Source organism: Glutamicibacter protophormiae, assembly GCF_014647495.1.
Lineage (GTDB): Bacteria > Actinomycetota > Actinomycetes > Actinomycetales > Micrococcaceae > Glutamicibacter > Glutamicibacter protophormiae.
This window is the reverse complement of sequence record NZ_BMPH01000001.1, coordinates 67,312-85,200: the sequence shown is the minus strand read 5'-3', so window position 1 is coordinate 85,200 and position 17,889 is coordinate 67,312. Positions and strand designations below refer to the sequence as shown.

Sequence of the window (17,889 nt, the reverse complement as noted above, 5' to 3'; positions counted from 1 at the left end):
CCGACGCTGGTTTCGCGTCAGAACTCATGTACCTAATTCACGTGCGAGAGATTACGCACCAGTCTTGCTGTCTGCACCACATTCTTCCCGTGTTGCGCAGCTAAATCTATTCGCAGGTCGTCATGCTGGCCGGGTCCGCGCCGCTGGCCACCTTTTCAAGGACTTCGCGTGCTTCGTGCAGCGTCGATACCTTGACAACGTTTAATCCGTCGGGGACTCTCCCTACGACTTCCGGACAGTTCTCCGCTGGAGCCAGGAACACCGTTGCACCTTCCTTCTTGGCCGAGACCATTTTCTGGGCGATGCCACCGATGGGCCCGACGTTTCCGGCCTGGTCGATGCTGCCCGTTCCGGACACGTGGTGGTCCCCTGCCAGAGAACCCTCGGTGAGGCGGTCGATGATCGCCAGTGCGAACATCATGCCGGCGCTCGGCCCGCCGATGTTCTCGACGCCGAACTTCACGTCGATCGGGAAATCGTGGGTGGTGTTCAGCAGCACGCCCAACTGCCGGTTTCCGGTCTCGCCGAGCGTGGTGGAAACTTCCACGTCCAGCTGCTTGGCTGCAGCCTTGCCGCCGGGCCGCTGGATGGTCATCGTTGCCGGCGCATCACCATGCTCGTCGAGATCCGCCTTCAGCTGTTCGAGGGACTTGATCTCCTTGCCCTCATACTTCAGCAACCGGTCGCCTTCCTTGAGGACTGCCTTGTTTGCATCGGTGGCGAACCCTGCGACGTCCAGCCACGTCTTGAAGTCGTAGCCCAGCTCGGTTAGCGCCGCGGCCACCGACTGGTCCTGCGAGGAAACCATCTGCATGTCGTTCTGCTCCGACTGCTCATCGGTGCTCACGCCGCGCGGGATGACGGTTTCCTCCGGGGCGATGTCTTTTGTCGGGTTGACCAGCGCTTCCAGCACCACCGGGATGGTCACGCGATTGGATCCGCCGCCCTGGACGAACACGGTCAGCATGTCCAGCGTGCTCTCGGATTCGAAGGACTTGGCGCCCTCGATGGTGATCAGTTCGGTGCCATCGACTTCGCCGAGCGTATTGAGCACCGGGCCTGGCGAACGGATTACGAAGTTCGTGGGCAGGAACATCATCGCGCCGATGAGCAGCAGGGCGATCATTCCGGCGCTGGTGCGCTGCACTCGCGAGAAACCCCTGCCAGGCGCCCCGGTTGGAGCCGGGTCGCTGGCTGAAATGACTGGTTCCTGTTCGTACACGTACCCTACTCCTGACGGAAAATTGGTGCAGCAATGCCAAGAGTGGCAAGGCTACTGTTAACCCTACTGAAGGCATGCTGTGAAATTCATGAGGAAGCGTGCAGAATCTATGTGCCGAAAGCGAACTGGGACTATTACGACTGCGAACTCCCAGCCGTAGGCGGTAGTTTTAACTACATGGCACAGAACCCCCCGAATAACCGCCCCGACGGTAACGACGACGAGAACAACCCGCAGGATCCGTTCTCTGCGATGTTTGGTCAGCTCTTCGGCAGCGGATTCGACCCAAATAATCTTCCACCGCAGCTGCGAGATGCCTTGGGGGCCCAGGGCGACCCAGCGGCGATGCAGAAAATGATGCAGCAGGCGCAGACCATGATGTCGGCAATGATGAGCAGCAACGCGTCATCCGGTCCGGTGAACTGGAAGCTCGCCTCCGACACCGCCCTGCAGGCCTACGCCAGCGAAGACCCCGAGGTGTCGGTCGCACGCCAAAGTGCGATCACCGACGCGTCCTACCTCGCGGACCTGTGGCTGAACAACTCCACCGTTTTCGAAGCAGGTTCCACACCCATCGAGGCGTGGACCCGCAAGCGCTGGTACGACAAGACGCTGGGCACTTGGAAGAAGATCACCGAGCCGGTGGCTGAATCCGTGGCCCAGGCGATTACCAGTGCCATGAAGGACCAGATTCCCGAGGAGATGAAGGGCATGCTCGGCAACGCCGACGGCATGTTCCGCAACCTCGGCGCCAGCATGTTCGGCATGCAGCTCGGCTCCGCGCTGGGAGAACTGGCCAAGGACGTGCTGGGCGGGACCGATATCGGGCTGCCGCTGGCCGGCACGACCCCGGGCATCGTGGCAACCAACGTTTCCGTGTTCGGCGACGGCCTGGAAATTCCGGAGCAGGAAGTGCTGCTCTATGCGGTGCTGCGCGAAAGCGCCCACGCCCGCCTGTTCAACCGCGTACCCTGGCTGAGCTCCAAGCTCATCGGCGCCGTGGAGTCCTACGCCCGCGGCATCCACATCGACATGTCGCGCATCGAGGAAGCAGTTCGCGGGATCGACCCGTCGAATCCCGAAGCGCTGCAGTCCATGCTCGGCGAGGGGCTGTTCACCCCGCAGCGCACCCAGGCCCAGGACAAGGCCTTGGAAAATCTGGAGCTCACCTTGGCTCTGATCGAAGGTTGGGTCGACCATGTCGTCTCCGAAGCGGCCCAGAACCTGCCGTTCGCAGGCCACCTGCGCGAGACCATGCGCCGCCGCCGCGCATCAGGCGGACCGGCGGAGTCGACGTTTGCCGCCTTGGTCGGCTTGGAACTGCGCCCGCGCAAGCTGCGTGAAGCGGCGGCCCTGTGGGAGCACCTGTTCAACGAGCGGGGAATCGAAGGCCGCGATGCCGTCTGGGACCATCCAGACCTGATGCCGACCCAAGCGGACCTGAGCGATCCCGCCGGCTTCACCAAGCGCCGTGAAGAGGCCGCCGAAGAATTCGACGAATTCGACGTGGCCCTGGGCAAGTTGCTCAACGGCGAATTCGACGGCATCGACCCCGTCGCCGAAGCGCCGAAGGATGAGAACAACGACGAGGATCCGCAGGATCCCAAGGCCTAGACTGCTGTGCGGGACCGGTAACGTGGTGCGGGCGCCGAATCTTGTCGATTCGGCGCCCGCACCATTGCTGTCCCGGCTGAAAAGCGTCGGTGCCCGCGTGCAGGAACAGACTATTCGTCCTCGTCGCCGTCGAACCCGCCCGCCCCGGCCGCATCCTGTCCGTTGTCCGCTGCGTGGGCCCGGTAACCTGCGCTGAAACCGGCCAGGTACTGGTCGGCCTCCGCGCGGCGTTCAAACCTGTCCAGCAGTGCCTGGAATGTGGCGCCGTGGCCGTCCCCGGGCGCCACCAGATGCGCGAGCTCGTGCACCAGCACGTAGTCCTGCACCCACTGAGGGGTGTGCAGCAGCTTCGAGGAAAGCCGGATCGTCTTTTGAAACACGCTGGCCGACCCCCAGCGCTTGTTCTGGTTGTTGACCCAGCGCACGGAGACCGGCTGCGCCAGGCCTCCGAAATAGCGACGGTCCAACTGCTCGGCCCGGGCCGCGAGGCCCGCGTCGCTGGTCGCCTCGGCACGCTGGACACGATTGCGGCGGTACTTCTTGACCATCTCGTCGACCAGCATCCGTTCCGAGCGTTCATCCAGCGCCGCAGGCACCTGGACGACAAGCCGGTCGTCCCTCCACTGGGAGGAAATCGTCTTCCGCCGTTTGGCCGACCGCACGACGCGCACCGGAATGTCGTCCGAGGCCACGAAGTCTATGGTCTTCGGCAAGGCAGGCATGGGCGCGTTCCCTTCAGGACTGGGGGCAGGCATCCGGGGACCGGATACGAGCCGCGTGGCTACGGTTCACCATAGGCCGGGGCCTCGCGGCTGTTGTGCCGCGGGCGCCGGTTGTGCAAAACCTAGCCGAGGTGGTCGGAGAGCACTTCCAGCACGGCCTGGCCGTAGCGTTCCAGTTTGCTGCGGCCCACCCCGGAGATCTTGCCCAGCGCCTGCTCGGAGGTCGGCCGATGCTCCGAGATGGCCATCAGCGTCGCATCGGTGAAGATCACGAAGGCCGGAACCGAGTTCGAGCTGGCTACCTGCGAGCGCCAAGCACGCAGCGCTTCGAAGAGGGCTTCATCATAGGTCGCCGGACAAGAGGAGCAGCGCTTGAGTTTGCGTTCCTTGGCGCTGGTGAGGAAGGAGCCGCAGGTGCTGCACACCGCCGGAGTCACCTTCTGTTCGCGGCGTTTGGCCGGGGCCTGCTGCCTGCTGCTGGCCTGGCGCACCGATTTGATGCCGTCCAGGAACCTCGAAGGGTAGCGGTGGGCACGACCGCCCGGGGTCCGGGCGAGCGACCAAGACAGGTACAAGCGGATGCGGGCACGGGTGATGCCCACGTAGAGCAGGCGGCGTTCTTCATCGTATCCGGCCTGGTCCTTGGCATAGGTGATGGGGACCAGTCCGTCGCTCAGGCCGGCCAGGAACACCACGTCCCATTCCAGGCCCTTGGCGGCGTGGAAAGATGCCAGTGTCACGCCGTCCAGGGTCGGTGCGTGCTGGATCGCCGCGCGCTCTTCGAGCTCGCGGACCACATCATGCAGCGTCGCCTTCTCCCCCTGCGACTTGCGGCCCTCGACGAGTTCGTCGGCCAGGCGCACCAGTGCCGAAAGCGATTCCCAGCGCTGCCTCACGGCGCCGGTGCCGCCGCTGGGCGCAGTGGCGGAATACCCGTGGGAGGAAAGCACATCGCGGACGAGCTGCGCCACGTTCTCGTCTTGCGAAACGTTCAGCGCCGCACGCAGGGCGAGCATGCCTTCCTTGACTTCCCGTCGCGAGAAGAAGCGTTCGGCGCCGCGCATGACATACGGGATCGAATGGGCGGTCAGTGCCTGCTCGAAGGCCTGCGACTGCCCGTTGGTGCGATACAGCACCGCAACCTCTGAGATGTCCTGGCCCTGCTTGACCAGCATCTTGATCCGCTGGGCGACCTCGTCGGCTTCGTTCTCGTCATCGGTCGCCTCGAAGAATTCGGGGGCGGGCCCGTGGTCCCGCTGGGCCACGAGCTCCAGCGGCTCCGGCCAGGTGACGGTGCGGTCGGGCACCGCGGTTTCGATACGGCGGGTGGCAAGCACCTTGTTCGCCAGGGAAACGATTTCCGGGGTCGAACGGTAGTCGCGCACGAGCTTGACGATCTTCGCTTCCGGGAAGCGGGTTCCGAAGTTCAGCAGGTAGTCCGGGCGCGCCCCGGTGAAGGAATAGATGGTCTGCGATGCATCGCCGACCACGCACAGTTCGTCCCGGGCTCCAAGCCACAAGTCCAGCAACCGCTGCTGCAGCGGCGAAACGTCCTGATACTCGTCGACCACGAAATGCCGGTACTGCAGGCGCACGCTGGCCGCCACCTTTTCGTCCTCTTCCAGGATCGCGCTGGTCAGCAGCAGCACATCCTCGAAGTCGATGACGCTGCGGTCGTCCTTGAGCTCCTCGTAGGTCTGGAAGATCCGGGCCATGCTCACGGGGGCCAGGCCATTGGGCATTTCGCGGCTTTCAACAATCTTGGCGTAGCTTTCCGGGGAATGCATGGAGACCTTGGCCCATTCGACCTCGGCGGCAAGATCCCGCACCATGGCACGGTCGCTGGAAATGCGCAGCCTGCGGGCGGCCTCGGCAATCAGTGGAGCCTTGTGCTCCACCAGATTCGGCAGGGTTCCCCCGATGGACTGGGGCCAGAAATACTGCAGCTGGCGCAACGCGGCGGCGTGGAAGGTGCGCGTCTGCACCCCGGCGGCCCCGAGCTGGCGCAGCCGGGTGCGCATTTCCGAGGCGGCGCGGGTGGTGAAGGTCAGGGCCAGCACACTGGTCGGATTGTAGATGCCCGAATGGACGCCGTGGGCTATGCGGTGCGTGATGGCCCGGGTTTTACCGGTGCCGGCACCGGCAAGGATGCACAGCGGTCCGCGCAGGGTTTCAGCGGCTTCCCGTTGCTCGGCATCGAGGCCGGCCAGCAGGTCGTGGATTGGAGGGTTGTCGTACGCGCTCACTACTTGGATGCCTCCGGAAGGTCCTCGCCGTACCAGGACTTGATCAATGCATGCGCGATGGATGCACCGCGGGGAATCTGCAGGCTGCCGGCGCGCAATTCCGCGCCGAGCTGTTCACGGGTGAACCAGCGCAGGTCCTGGATTTCGGCGCCATCCGGGACCAGCTCGGTACTCAACGCTTCCCCGGTGAAGCCGAGCATGAGCGAACGGGGCAGCGGCCACGGCTGGGAGCCGCGGTAGGCGACATCCCCCACATGGACGCCGGATTCCTCGAAGATCTCGCGGCGCACCGCGGACTCCAAGGACTCGCCGGCTTCCACGAAGCCTGCCAAGACCGAATACATGTGTGTTCGGAATGTCGCATTGGCTCCGAGCAGGATGCGATCCTCGGCGTCGATGATCGCGGCGATGACCGCTGGATCGGTGCGCGGGAACAGTTCGTGGCCGTTCGCCACGCAACGCTGGCCCCAGCCGAAGGTGGCGGACCGGGTTGCCGATCCGCACCGCGGGCAGAACTTTTCCGTTCGGATCCAGTTCGCGATGGCCTGGGCTTCGACAAAAAGCTCCGCTTCGATGCCGCCCAGGACGGTGAATGCCTCGCGCAGGCTGATCCACTGCTCGGGGGCGATCTGCGGGTAATGCTCGGAACTGACGATGGCCAGCACGAAGCTCTGCGCCCCATGGGATCCGAGGAACACCTGACGGTCATCGGCCTGCGGCACGTAGGCAGGACCGTCGAGAAACAGCAGTTGGCCGCCGGTGACGGCGGCACCGGCCTCGGAGAGCAGCAGAACCCGGGTGGACGCTTCGGAGAGGGCTCGCGGCAGCTTCTCCGGATCGTCGTGTTCCGTCAAAGGTCGGTGAATCTGTGACCGGGAAAAGCTCAAACCACTAATCGGTGAACGGTAAATGTCTGCCAACGCCATACTTCTAACCTAGTGCACTTCGAGGAGAGGGGAACGCGCCAGCAAGACGCTGTGGAAATAATTGACAATGATCTTCATCGCAACACCGGTATTTCGCTGGAAAACGGCGCATCTTCCGTGCGTCATTCAACGATGCCGAAAGGAATCTCGCATACGGTGGACATTGTGAAACGCACTGCCATGGAACTCGCCGCAATTGCCACCGCCGCTGTACCCGGATTGTCACCGGTGGGCTTTGCCGCGCTATCCGATGATGCAGAAGACTTCGATTCAGCCCTGATCGTCGACGCGCAGAAGCACCGCTGGCGCGTACGTTCGCCGCGCCATGACGAAGCCAGCATGAGGCTGGAAGCGGAGTTGTCGGCATTGCGCGCTTTCTCCGCGAAGGTCCGCGCTTCCTTGCCCTTCGCCTTGCCCAGCGTGGCCGGCACGGTGCGCCAGGGGTCGCTGCGCACCTTCGTCTACAAGGATCTTCCGGGCCGGGTTCCGAACTTGGACGAACTGGTGGACGAGGGCAGCCGCTTGGCGGCCGCCTTGGGACAGTGCATGGCGGCCATCCACCAGATTCCCGATGAGTCCGTGGAGATCGCCGGGCTTCCGACCTACACCGCCGACGAGGTGCGCCAGCGCAAGCTCAACGAGCTGGATACCGCAGCCGCCACCGGCAAGGTTCCCAGCCGGCTGCTGCGCCGCTGGGAGCATGCAATGGAAGACGTCTCCCTGTGGCGCTTCAACGCAGCCGTGGTGCACGGCGACTTCGACGAAGAGCAGATCCAGATTTCCCAGTCGAGCATTACCGCCGTCAAGGGCTGGACCGACCTGCATGTCGGGGACCCGGCGGACGATTTTGCGTGGCTGTCGGCCATCGAGGACCAGAACTTCAGCGAGCGCGTGTTCGCCGCCTACGTCGAGGCCCGCGGAAAATCCGCCGACCCGCACATCATGCGCCGGGCGGCGCTCGCCGCCGAGTTCGCCTTGGCCCAATGGCTGGTCAAGTCGCTGGACAGCAAGGATGCCGAACGCATCGCCGAAGCCGAGGAGATGCTCCAGGAACTGGACCGGAATATCGCCGAGTACGGCGGCCAGCCGCTGTCCGTCGTCGAAGCGCCGCGCCCGCTGGGCACCCCGGCGGCACCTGCCGCAAGCCCGGCCCCGCCGGCGCCGGCAAGCGAACGCCCCGTAATGGTGCCCAAGTCTTCGGCCCCGACCGTCAATTCTTCCAAGGTCACCGCGCTGGGAGGCAACGCTTCAGCTGCTGCACCGGCGGAAGCCCCGAACGGAGCCGCCTCGAATGGCGCCGAGCCGGACCCCCAGCCCAAGGCCGGGAATCCAGCCAACGCCGCGGCCCCCGGGACCGCCGCGAAGGCCGGAGAACGCCAGGCAGGTCCCGGCGCCTCCGATCCGGCGGCGCCGGAGGAGGAATCCGCCCCCTCGGCAGAGGACGGACCCGACTCCTCCAGGTGAGCCCTACCGGGTGCCGGCCGGTTCCCCGTCGGTCAATTGCTCAAAGGCAGCGGTGATCATTTCCTCGAGCTCTTCCTCGCCGGAAAGATGCTCCGCATGGATCGTCACACCCGCGGCAACGTAGTAGAAGGCAGCCTTGATCTGCTCCAACGGAATTCCGTGGAGCCTGGACCAGCCCAGCCGGTAGACGGCCAGCTGCACCAGCTTGCTCTTCAAATCCTTGCCTGAGGGCACCCGCCCGGTCTTCCAGTCCAGCATCAGCCAGGTGCCGTCCTCCAGGCGGAACACCGCGTCGATGCGACCGCGCACCGCGACCGGGCCGACCCGCGTTTCCAGCGGCACCTCCACATAGGCTGGCGACAGCTGCGCCCATTCGCTGGCGAGGAACGCCTCCTTCATGGATGCCAAATCCAGCGCGTCGTCCAGGTAGCTGTCGGCCGGCTCCATGAAGTCGCCCAAATCCAGCATCGCGGTCTTCTCGTAGTACTCCTCGATCCAGGCGTGGAACGCGGTGCCGCGGCGGGCGGCAAGCCCCGGGCGGCGGGGCACCGGCCTGCGCAGATTCTCCAGCACCTCGACGGGATCTTCCGCCAGCTCCACGAACAGCGAGGCGCGCACGTGTTCGGGCGCTTCGATGCCGCGTTCCCTGTTCGCCAGGAATTCCCGCTGGGCGACCAGTCGCTGCGCTTCTTCGGCCCAGGCCCGCCCGACATCGGTGCTGATCTCGCGGTGCTGGTCAGCAGACACAACGTCCTGCGCCAGCTGTTGCAGCACGCTGCGCCGCGAATACGGATGCGGGCTCTTGGCCACGCCGCCGCGGATCTCGGGTCCGGCCAGCGGGTCATAGGGCCAGTCGGCTTCCAGCGGCGTCATGCGGCTGGGGTTCTGCTCGGGCGCGTCTTCGTCCTTGACCCACACGCCGATCTGGGCCCGGGGATGCTCCCCTTCTGCCAGCGGCATCAACGCAGTGAAGAACAACGACGGTTCGGTCGGCTTGGTGCGGCTGTTCGTCCAGATGCTGCTGCTGCAGACCAGCAGGGTCTTGGCGCGGGTCACCGCCACATAGGCCAGGCGCCGTTCCTCCGCGATGTGGTGGTCCTCCACATCGGAGGTGAACACGGATTCGGCTTCGAGCAGCTCCTTGAGCGAACTCTGGTCGGTGTCCCACTGGGGCAAATCCCGCGCATCGCCGCGCAAAGGCCACGGCACGGCCTTGTCGCCGCTGGTCCAGCGGTCTGACTTGGAGCCGGGGAACACCCCGTCATTCATCGACATGACCGCCACGGTGTCCCATTCCAGGCCCTTGGAGGCGTGCACCGTCAGCAGCTGCACGGCCCTCGGGTCCGCGTCCTCGCCCGGCAGCGGCAGCCCCTTTTCCTTTTCGGCGGCTTGTTCCAGCCACATCAGGAATCCGGCCAGTTCCACACGCGGCGCATTGCGGCAGTACTCGCGGACCACGTCAGCGAAGGCGTCGAGGTTCGCCCGGGACTTGTCGCGGTCCACCCAGGGACGGACGGCAACCTCGATATCCAGGTTCATGGATCGTTCGACCTCGCGGATCAGCGTATCCAGGTCGTCGTTGGCCAGCAGCCGCAGCCCGGCCAGCTCCTTGCGCAGCTGCACCAGCCGGGAACGGCCTACGGCGCTCAGCCGGCGTCCGTCCCCGCTGGTCCAGTGCTCCGGAGGGAGGTAGTCCAGCGCTTCGACCAGGCTGGCCCCGTCATTCAGCTCCGCACGGGCCGCCTCCAACGCCGGCTCGGATTCCTCCCCGGTCCCGTTCTGGATTTCCTGCGGGTTCAGCCCGCGGGCGCGGCGGCGTTCGAGCTGGCGCGACCAATCGGCGAAGGCCGTCAGGTCCGCGACGCCCAGCCGCCAGCGCGCGCCGGCCAGCAGCCGCATGAGCTTGTCCGAGCGCAGCGGATCCACCAGCACGTGCAGGCAGGCCACCAGGTCGGTCAGCTCGGGGGTGCTCAGCAGCCCGGACAAGCCCACGAACTGGTAGTCGATGCCCCGTTCGTCGAGCACCTCGGCCATGGAGGATAGCTGCCCCCGGTTGCGCGAGAGCACGGCGCTGGTGCGCACGGTGCCATCGGCGGCGACGAAGCCCTCGGCCTGGATCAAATCGGCGATGGCTTCGGCTTCCTGGCGCACCGTGGCGCAGCGGTTGAGCACTACGCGACCGGGCATGGCGAAGGCCGAGGGCTCCAGCGGCTTCACGGCCACCGGCCCGGTGGACTGCGCGGAGCCGGCGGTAATGGCGTTGGCGGCTTCCAGCACGTTGACCGTGTTGCGCCAGGCGATGGTCAGGTGGTTGACGTGCGCCAGCTCGCGGCCGTTGGGGCGGTGGATCGGGAACTTCTCCGGGAAGCGGAACAGCTGGCCGGCGCTGGCTCCGCGGAAGCCGTAGATCGACTGGTTGGGGTCGCCGACCGCGGTCACCGGGTGGCCCTGGCCGTAGAGTTCGGAGAACAGCACCATCTGGGCGTGCGAGGTGTCCTGGAACTCGTCCAGCAGCACGACCTTGTGCGCGGTGCGTTCGGCGAGCGCGGCGGCGGGAACCTGCTGGGCGATGGTGGCCGCGTGGGCAACCAGGTCGCCGTAGTCCATGACTCCGAGCTTCTTCTTCTGCGCCGCGTAGTCCTCGGCCAGCTGCGCAATGGTGGCGCGGGAGGCCAGCTTGTCGATGAGCTTGAGCGCGGCCTGCGTGGGCGCCTTGTTCTTCTCCGGATCCATCGGCAGGGTGCGCAGCCGGGCTACCAGGTCGTCGATCCAGCTGTGGGCCTCGGGCGCGGTGAGCAGGTGTTCGGCCGCTTCGGAGCTGAAGGACACGATGGCGTCGATCAGCGTGCTGGTGGCGCTGTTCAGGTGGTGGTAGTCCCCCGTATAGCCTTCCAGCACCGAATGGGCCAGCTGCCAGGACTGGGCGGCGCCCAGCAGCACGGTGTCCTCTTCCAGCCCCAGGCGCAGCCCGTGGTCCTGGACCAGGGTGTTGGCGTAGGAGTGGTAGGTGGACACCGCCGGGTCCAGGAAGTCCCGGGTGGTTTCCTCGCTGAGCAGGCCGGTGGCCACCAGCTGGGCGATCTTGGCGCGGATGCGCACCGACAGCTCACCGGCGGCCTTGCGGGTGAAGGTCACGCCGAGGATTTCCTCCGGCCGCACCAGCTGGTTGGCGACCAGCCAGACCACCTTGTCCGCCATGGTCTTGGTTTTTCCGGATCCGGCGCCGGCGATGACCAGCATGGGTTCCAGCGGGGCGCTGATGATCTGCGCCTGCTGGTCGGTGGGCGGGAACTTCTCCCCCAGCGCTTCGGAGAGCTCCTGCGGGGTGTACATGATAGTGCTCATGGCTCGGTCACCTGACGTCCTTCGTTGCACAGCGGACAGATTTCGGGAAGGGTGCAGCTGCCCAGCAGGCCTGCGGATCCGGCCACGTGCCGGGTGGTGAATTCGGTGTGGCCCATCAGTTCGGCGGCTTCCAGGATCAGCGTGCGGGCCCAGTCGTCCTCGCCCAGGGCCGGCTGGTCGCGCAGCGCCGGGCTCTTGGCGGAGGTTCCCACATAGACCAGCGACGCGCCGGCGGGATCGTCCGACAGCCCTGCGGTGTCGGGGTGCTCTTGCAGGGCCCCGAGCTGGATGGCCGTCTGGTAGACGCCCAGCTGGGCGTGTTCCAGCACGTCGTTCTTGCTCGGCGCCGAGGCGCCGGTCTTCAGGTCCACCACGGTCACCCTGCCGTTGGCGTCGGCTTCGACGCGGTCGATGACGCCGCGGATCTGCACCGGGTCGCCCTCGGTGGGGACCTCCACGTTGAAGGGCAGCTCGCGGGCCACGAGCGTGCGCCCTTCCTGGCGCGCGGCCACGCAGTACTGGGCGAATTTCTTCAGCATCGAGTTGGCCCGGTCGAAGTCCCGCTGGCCTTCCCAGTTCTCCAGCTTCTCCAGTTCCGGCCAGCGCTCCTCGAGGATGCGCTCGTATTCGGAGCCGGTGGCCTCCGGGTGCTCCTCGGCGATGGAGTGGATCAGCGTTCCCAGCGAGGCGGCGAAGTCGTGGGCTGCGGTGCCCCCGGCGCTCTGCACGAACCAGTTCAGCGGAGACTTGACCAGCGTCTCGACCTTGGAGGGCGAGATCCTGCGCGGCTGGCCTTCCGGGATGACCGGGCCTTGGCTGCTCAACGGCAGCATGCCCCACCATGAGGAAGGGTGCGCCCCGCGGACGGTGCGCGGCTGGGCGGCCAGCCCAGCCAGCACCTGGGCGGCGTCCTGGTACAAGTCCTCGGCGCTGACCTGCGGAGGCGGGGCGATCGCGCCGAGCTGCGCGGCCTTGGCGCGTTCGGCGGTATTGCGCAGCTCCGCCACCAGGGCGGGCAGCGCGCGGATGCGCGGCACCGGGGTGGGCGCGCGGCCCTCGTCTCCGGGCGGTTCCACCAGGTCCATGAAGGAGGAGGGCTGGGAGTCCTCGTTGTCCACGGCGGTGCAGATCAGCTGCGAGCCGGCGCGGGAGACTGCGTTGCTGAAGCTGCGCAGCTCGTCGCTGCGGATCTGGCGGACCAGGTGGGTGGGGGTCCGGCTCGACAGGAAGCCGATGCCGTGCTCCACCACGTCGGCCAGCGCGTTGGAACCCAGCAGCTCGCCGCGCAGCCGCAGGTTGGGCCAGGAGCCTTCCTGCAGCCCCGGGATGAAGACAATCGGCCACTGCTTGCCTGCGGCGGCCGCGGTGGTCAGCACCGTGACGTGCTGGCCCCCGGCGCCGCGGCTGGCCAGCGAGTCCATGGGCAGTTCCTGGTGCAGGATGTGCTCGATGAACTGCTCCACGCTCGCGCCGGGCAGCTGGTCCACGAATCGCTCGGCGGCCTGGAACAGGGACAGGACCGCGTCCAGGTCGTGGTCGGCCCGGCGCGCGCTGGTTCCGGCGCCCAGGGCTTCCTCCCGCCAGGACTTGGCACGCCCGGAGGCCTCCCACATGACCCACAATGCGGTTTCCGGGGTGGCGGTGCCGGTGGCCAGTTCCTCGCGCAGCGCGGTGAACATCTTCAGCAGGCGCTGCAGGCCGAAGGCCGGTTTGCCCAGGTCTGCGGCGAGCTCCGGCTCGCTCAGGCAGGCTTCGAGCAGCTCCTGGCTGGAACGCCGGCCGCCGCGGGCCGATTCCTGCTGGCGCAGCAGCTGGCGCAGCCGGCGGATTTCCAGCGCGGTGCTCATGCCGTAGCGCGAGAGCAGCAGGTTCTGCATCAGCAGCGGGTCCTCGGCCGCGCCGTCGGCGAAGGCCAGGTCCAGCAGGTCCAGCAGCGGGCGGACGGCCGCCTCGTCCTTGAGCGGGATCTCCGCCGGCGGCACCTGCACCGCGATGCCCTGGCCTTCCAGGAAGCGGCTGAGCGAGCGCACCTGCGAGCCGTTGCGCACCACGATGGCGATGTCCGAGAGGTCCTTGCCCTCGAACAGGTTCAGCTGCACGATGCGCTGGGCGATGAAGCGCTCCTCCAGGGTGGAGTTCTCGAAGGTCAGCGCCCGGGCGGCACCCGTGCCGGCGGCAGCGACCGGTTCCACGGCGCGGCCCCTGGTTCCCGTGGCCACCGGGATGCGCTTGACGATGCGGCGCCAGGCCTCGGTGATCTCCGGGCCCATGCGGTAGCCGGTGGACAGCTCCAGGATCCGCGCGTCCGCTGCGCTGGTGTAGCGCTCGGAGAAACGGTGCAGCTGGTCGGCGCGGGCACCGCGGAACCCCTGGACCACGCTGTCCGGCGCGGCGAAGGCCAGCAGCGGGCGGTCGCGGCCCAGCAGCGCCAGCAGCCGGTGCTGGGACAGCGTGGCTTCCTGCAGGTCATCCACGAGGATCAATTGCAGGCGGTCCTGCTCGGCGTGCAGGAAGTCCTGGTTTTCTTCCAGGAGCTGCGCTGCCCGGGTGATCAGGCCCGCGGGGTCGAAGGCCTCGGCGTTGCCCAGGTCCAGCAGGTCGCGGTATTCCTGGTAGAACAGGGCCGCGGCAATCCATTCCTGCCGTCCCACCGCCTGGCCGTAGTCCGCGATGTCGGCCGGGTCCAAGCCAAGCTCCGAGACGCGGTCGAAGAATTCGCGCAGCTCCTTGCGGAAACCGCGGGTCGGAACCGCCAGGTCGAGGTCCGCCGGCCAGCCCGGGCCCGGGGTCAGCCCCTGGGCATGGCCTTCGAGCAGGCTGCCGATGAGGGTGTCCTGCTCGGGGCCCGACAGCAGGCGCGGGGAGCGCTCGATGAAGGGAAGCAGCCCTTCGACCCTGGCCCGGCGGATCAGGTCGAACGCGTAGGCGGACCAGGTGCGGACCACCGGTTCGGTGAAGGTGCGCTGGGCGCGGCGGCTGAGCTCGTCGCGGATGGAGGCGGCGCTCAGGCGGGTGGGCGCGATGACCAGCAGCGACAGCGGGTCCAGTCCGGCGTCCAGGCGGGCCACGGCGGTGTCGATGAGCGCGGTGGTCTTGCCGGTGCCGGGGGCTCCGGTGACCAGCAGGGGTGTTCGAGCGCTGGCCAGGGTGTCCAGCAGCGGGGCCGATTCCTCGGCGGGTACGTCGTGCATACTCATAGTTGATCATCCGCCTCGGACATTTTCGGGTTGCCCAATGCCGTACGCAGTTTGTCGATGCGTTCCCACTGCTCGGGGTCGGGCTTCCAGCGTTTGCTGTTCATGTCGATCCGCCGGCCCGGCGCCGCGAGCCCCTCGGCGGCCCAGTGCGGGCTGGCTTCCGCCAAGAGCGCACCGGTGATCGTTCCATCGGCCCGCAGGATCCGCCACCATGGTGTGCCAAGCGGGGCGGAACCCATGGCCTTGCCCGACTGCCGGGCCGAGCCTGCGCCCAGCAGTTCGGCCACGTCGCCGTAGCTCAGGACCGCGCCGCGCGGGACCAGCCGGGCCAGCTCGTGGACGGCGTCGGGATAGGCCAGTGAATCATCGCGCGGGGCTCGGGTCATGAATCCATTGTGCCAAGCCGGCCGCCGTGTTCCACATCCGGTGCGTCCAAGACCCGACATGTCTGCGCAGGGCTGTAGCGTTGAACCATGACTGAATGGCAGAACGGCCTCGCCGTAGGCTTTGACTTGGAAACTACCGGCGTTGACACCGCCACCGCGCGCATCGTCACCGCTTCGGTGGTGCTGCTCGATGCTCAGGAGAACATCGTCAACCAACGCGAGTGGCTAGTTGATCCGGGGATCGAGATTCCCGAAGCAGCCACGGCCGTGCACGGGGTCTCCACCGAGAAGGCCCGCGCCGAGGGCATCCCGGCCCCGCAGGCGGTGCGTGAGATCCTGGGCCTGCTCGCCTTCGCCTCCCAGCAGGCCCCGCTGATCGCTTTCAACGCCGCCTACGATTTCTCGGTGCTGCATTCCGAGGCCCTGCGCTACGACATGCCTCCGTTCATCCCGGGCAACGTGATCGATCCGTTCATCATCGACAAGCAAGTCGACAAGTGGCGCAAGGGCAAGCGGACCCTGGGCGCCGCCTGCGAGCACTACGGCGTGGTGCTGGAGAATGCCCACACCTCCTTTGCCGACGCCGTGGCCTGCGTGGCGGTGGCCCGGGCGATCGCGGAGAAGTACCCGCAGCTGCAGGTCGACCCGCAGGTGCTGCACGGCTGGCAGATCGGCTGGGCGCGCGAACAGGCCGAAAGTTTCCAGGCCTACCTGCGCAAGACCAAGCCGGAGGCGGTCGTCGACGGCGCGTGGCCCATCAAGGACGACTAGGACCAGGCTCCCCGGCCGGAGCGCCGGGGGTGGGTAATGCACTTCACAGCCAGTCCTGGCAGCCCTAGCACGCCGCGAAACAGGTCATTCGTTCATATATCACCGCCTTCGCGCGAAGTATATTCGACACCCACCCTGCCAATACCCGATATTAAGGACGATGACCAAGCACAAAGGGTTATTCGGGCGATTTTGTTCGATAGTGATTGAATGGAGGGTACTCTCTAACACCCTCTGAGAACCTGAAGGAACACGCCTAGTGATCACAGTTAGTGACCTGCGCAAGGTCTACCGCCAGGGAAGCAATGACGTTGTCGCCCTCGGCGGGGTCAGCCTTGAAGTCCCTACCGGGAAAATTCATGGCATCGTCGGACATTCCGGAGCTGGCAAATCCACCCTCGTCCGCTGCCTGACCTTGCTCGACCAGCCCACATCCGGGACCGTCGCGGTTAACGGCAAGGAGCTGACCAACGTCAGCGCGGACGAGCTGCGCGACGCGCGCCGCCGGATCGGCATGGTTTTCCAGCACGCTAACCTCTTCGATTCACGTACCACCGAGCAGAACGTCGGCTACCCGCTGGAGCTCACCGGCACCCCGAAGAAGCAGATCGCCGCCAAGGTCGCCGAGCTGCTGGAGCTCGTGGGCCTGACCAAGTTCGCCAAGGCCTACCCTTCCCAGCTGTCCGGCGGCCAGCGCCAGCGTGTGGGCATCGCCCGCGCCCTGGCCACCGATCCGGATGTCCTGCTGTGCGACGAGCCCACCAGCGCCTTGGATCCCAAGACCACCGACGAGATCCTGGACCTGGTCAAGAAGCTGCGCGACCGCCTGAACATCACGGTGCTGATCATCACCCATGAGATGCACGTGGTGAAGCAGGCCTGCGATTCGGTATCGCTGCTTGAGGGAGGGTTCATCGTCGAGCACGGCGACATCGCCTCGGTGATCACCAATGCCCAGGGCCGCTTGGCCCACACCCTGCTGCCGCTGCCCGGGGACGCTCCGCGTTCGGCCGGGGCCGGCACGATCCTGGACCTGCTGTACACCGGCGACCAGGCCACCGAGCCGGTGATTTCAGCGGTCTCCCGCACCTTCAACATCGACGTCAACGTCCTGGCCGGTTCGGTGGAACAGCTGGGCGACCAGCAGTACGCGCACCTGCGCATCCAGCTGCCCCTCGATGCGGATGTCGAGACGATCACCAATTACCTGTTGTCGAACGGCATTGCCGTGACCGTGAAGGGAACCAAGTAAACCCATGGATTTCCTCACTCCCACCGTCCAGAAAGCCATGCTGACCGCCACCTGGGAAACCGTGGAGATGGTGCTCATCTCCGGTGTCGTCACCGTCGTCGTCGGCCTGCTGCTGGGCATCCTGCTCCACGTCACCGGCAAGGGCGGCCTGGCCCCCGTGCGCTGGCTGAACGCGATCCTCTCCGGGATCATCGTGAACATCACCCGCTCGATCCCCTTCGCCATCCTGATGGTGGCGCTGATTCCGCTCGCGGTCATCATCGTGGGAACCTCGCTGGGCCCGGTCGCCGCCTCGGTCTCGCTGACCATCGGCACCGTCCCGTTCTTCGCCCGCCTGGTGGAGACCGCCCTGCGCGATGTCTCCTCCGGCAAGGTCGACGCCGCGCTGGTCATGGGCTCCACCAAGATGCAGGTCATCCGCAAGGTCTTGGTGCCCGAAGCGATGCCAGGCATCGTCTCTGCCATCACCACGACCGTGGTCACGCTGATCGGCTACTCGGCCATGGCCGGCCTGGTCGGCGGCGGCGGTCTGGGCCGCATGGCCTACACCTACGGCTACACCCGCTACAACCCGGGCATCATGATCCTGACGATCATCATCATCGTCATCATGGTGCAGATCGTCCAGGTCATCGGCGATCTGATCGCCCGCAAGGTCGACCACCGCTAGAAACGTCCGCCGGTCCATCCGGCGGTCGCCCGCAACGCTTCGGCTTCCGGGCAGAAAACACTCGCACACGCCGT

General features: G+C 66.4%; 12 protein-coding genes. 5 read left to right on the top strand and 7 right to left on the bottom strand.

The genetic code is table 11. From position 1 onward, the window contains the following. Positions 1-106: 106 nt before the first annotated feature. Entirely contained in the window at positions 107-1,222 is a 1,116-nt protein-coding gene (locus IEY43_RS00415) for a YlbL family protein (RefSeq protein ID WP_188946618.1), read from the bottom strand. Positions 1,223-1,399: 177 nt separating this feature from the next. On the opposite strand from IEY43_RS00415, the gene IEY43_RS00410 reads away from it, so the two are divergent. Continuing rightward, positions 1,400-2,836, top strand: a complete 1,437-nt coding sequence (locus tag IEY43_RS00410; protein ID WP_188946617.1) for a zinc-dependent metalloprotease — start codon at positions 1,400-1,402, stop codon at positions 2,834-2,836. Positions 2,837-2,946: 110 nt separating this feature from the next. On the opposite strand, the gene IEY43_RS00405 is transcribed toward IEY43_RS00410, so the two are convergent. From IEY43_RS00405 to nudC, 3 genes are all read right to left on the bottom strand, one after another. Then, positions 2,947-3,558, bottom strand: coding sequence for a M48 metallopeptidase family protein (locus tag IEY43_RS00405; RefSeq protein ID WP_188946616.1), 612 nt, complete (start codon positions 3,556-3,558; stop codon positions 2,947-2,949). A gap of 122 nt (positions 3,559-3,680) precedes the next feature. Further along, complete coding sequence (locus IEY43_RS00400; RefSeq protein WP_188946615.1) at positions 3,681-5,804, bottom strand: ATP-dependent DNA helicase UvrD2; 2,124 nt, start codon at positions 5,802-5,804, stop codon at positions 3,681-3,683. Further along, complete coding sequence (nudC, locus tag IEY43_RS00395; RefSeq protein ID WP_188946614.1) at positions 5,804-6,658, bottom strand: NAD(+) diphosphatase; 855 nt, start codon at positions 6,656-6,658, stop codon at positions 5,804-5,806. Before nudC ends, IEY43_RS00400 begins: the two co-directional genes overlap by 1 nt. 228 nt (positions 6,659-6,886) lie before the next feature. Here nudC and IEY43_RS00390 point away from each other — a divergent pair, with 228 nt between their 5' ends. Continuing rightward, positions 6,887-8,194: a phosphotransferase gene (locus tag IEY43_RS00390; RefSeq protein WP_239463990.1), complete on the top strand. Its 1,308-nt coding sequence runs from the start codon at positions 6,887-6,889 to the stop codon at positions 8,192-8,194. Between the two features lie 3 nt (positions 8,195-8,197). On the opposite strand, the gene IEY43_RS00385 is transcribed toward IEY43_RS00390, so the two are convergent. From IEY43_RS00385 to IEY43_RS00375, 3 genes are read right to left on the bottom strand one after another with little or no spacing between them, the layout of a single operon-like run. Beyond that, positions 8,198-11,539, bottom strand: coding sequence for an ATP-dependent helicase (locus IEY43_RS00385; RefSeq protein WP_188946613.1), 3,342 nt, complete (start codon positions 11,537-11,539; stop codon positions 8,198-8,200). Further along, positions 11,536-14,730 (bottom strand): ATP-dependent helicase, encoded by a 3,195-nt coding sequence (locus IEY43_RS00380; protein ID WP_229777204.1) that lies wholly within the window; start codon positions 14,728-14,730, stop codon positions 11,536-11,538. The genes IEY43_RS00385 and IEY43_RS00380 overlap by 4 nt, the downstream gene beginning before the upstream one ends. 2 nt (positions 14,731-14,732) lie before the next feature. Continuing rightward, positions 14,733-15,122 carry an MGMT family protein gene (locus IEY43_RS00375; RefSeq protein WP_229777203.1) on the bottom strand — a complete coding sequence of 130 codons (390 nt, stop codon included), beginning with the start codon at positions 15,120-15,122 and terminating at the stop codon, positions 14,733-14,735. An 87-nt stretch (positions 15,123-15,209) separates the two neighbouring features. Here IEY43_RS00375 and IEY43_RS00370 point away from each other — a divergent pair, with 87 nt between their 5' ends. The 3 genes from IEY43_RS00370 to IEY43_RS00360 all read left to right on the top strand — a co-directional run bounded on the left by IEY43_RS00370 (position 15,210) and on the right by IEY43_RS00360 (position 17,815). Continuing rightward, positions 15,210-15,893 carry an exonuclease domain-containing protein gene (locus IEY43_RS00370; RefSeq protein ID WP_188946610.1) on the top strand — a complete coding sequence of 228 codons (684 nt, stop codon included), beginning with the start codon at positions 15,210-15,212 and terminating at the stop codon, positions 15,891-15,893. A 259-nt stretch (positions 15,894-16,152) separates the two neighbouring features. Beyond that, a complete protein-coding gene (locus IEY43_RS00365; protein WP_188946609.1) occupies positions 16,153-17,145 on the top strand; it encodes a methionine ABC transporter ATP-binding protein in 993 nt (330 codons plus the stop codon). 4 nt (positions 17,146-17,149) lie between these two features. Next, entirely contained in the window at positions 17,150-17,815 is a 666-nt protein-coding gene (locus tag IEY43_RS00360; RefSeq protein ID WP_188946608.1) for a methionine ABC transporter permease, read from the top strand. The last annotated feature ends 74 nt before the right edge of the window (positions 17,816-17,889 follow it).

Coding starts and splice junctions, on each gene's coding strand:
- IEY43_RS00410 (WP_188946617.1), top strand. CDS start 1,400: ATGGCACAGAACCCCCCGAATAACCGCCCCGACGGTAACGACGACGAG.
- IEY43_RS00405 (WP_188946616.1), bottom strand. CDS start 3,558: ATGCCTGCCTTGCCGAAGACCATAGACTTCGTGGCCTCGGACGACATT.
- IEY43_RS00385 (WP_188946613.1), bottom strand. CDS start 11,539: ATGAGCACTATCATGTACACCCCGCAGGAGCTCTCCGAAGCGCTGGGG.
- IEY43_RS00380 (WP_229777204.1), bottom strand. CDS start 14,730: ATGCACGACGTACCCGCCGAGGAATCGGCCCCGCTGCTGGACACCCTG.
- IEY43_RS00375 (WP_229777203.1), bottom strand. CDS start 15,122: ATGACCCGAGCCCCGCGCGATGATTCACTGGCCTATCCCGACGCCGTC.
- IEY43_RS00370 (WP_188946610.1), top strand. CDS start 15,210: ATGACTGAATGGCAGAACGGCCTCGCCGTAGGCTTTGACTTGGAAACT.
- IEY43_RS00360 (WP_188946608.1), top strand. CDS start 17,150: ATGGATTTCCTCACTCCCACCGTCCAGAAAGCCATGCTGACCGCCACC.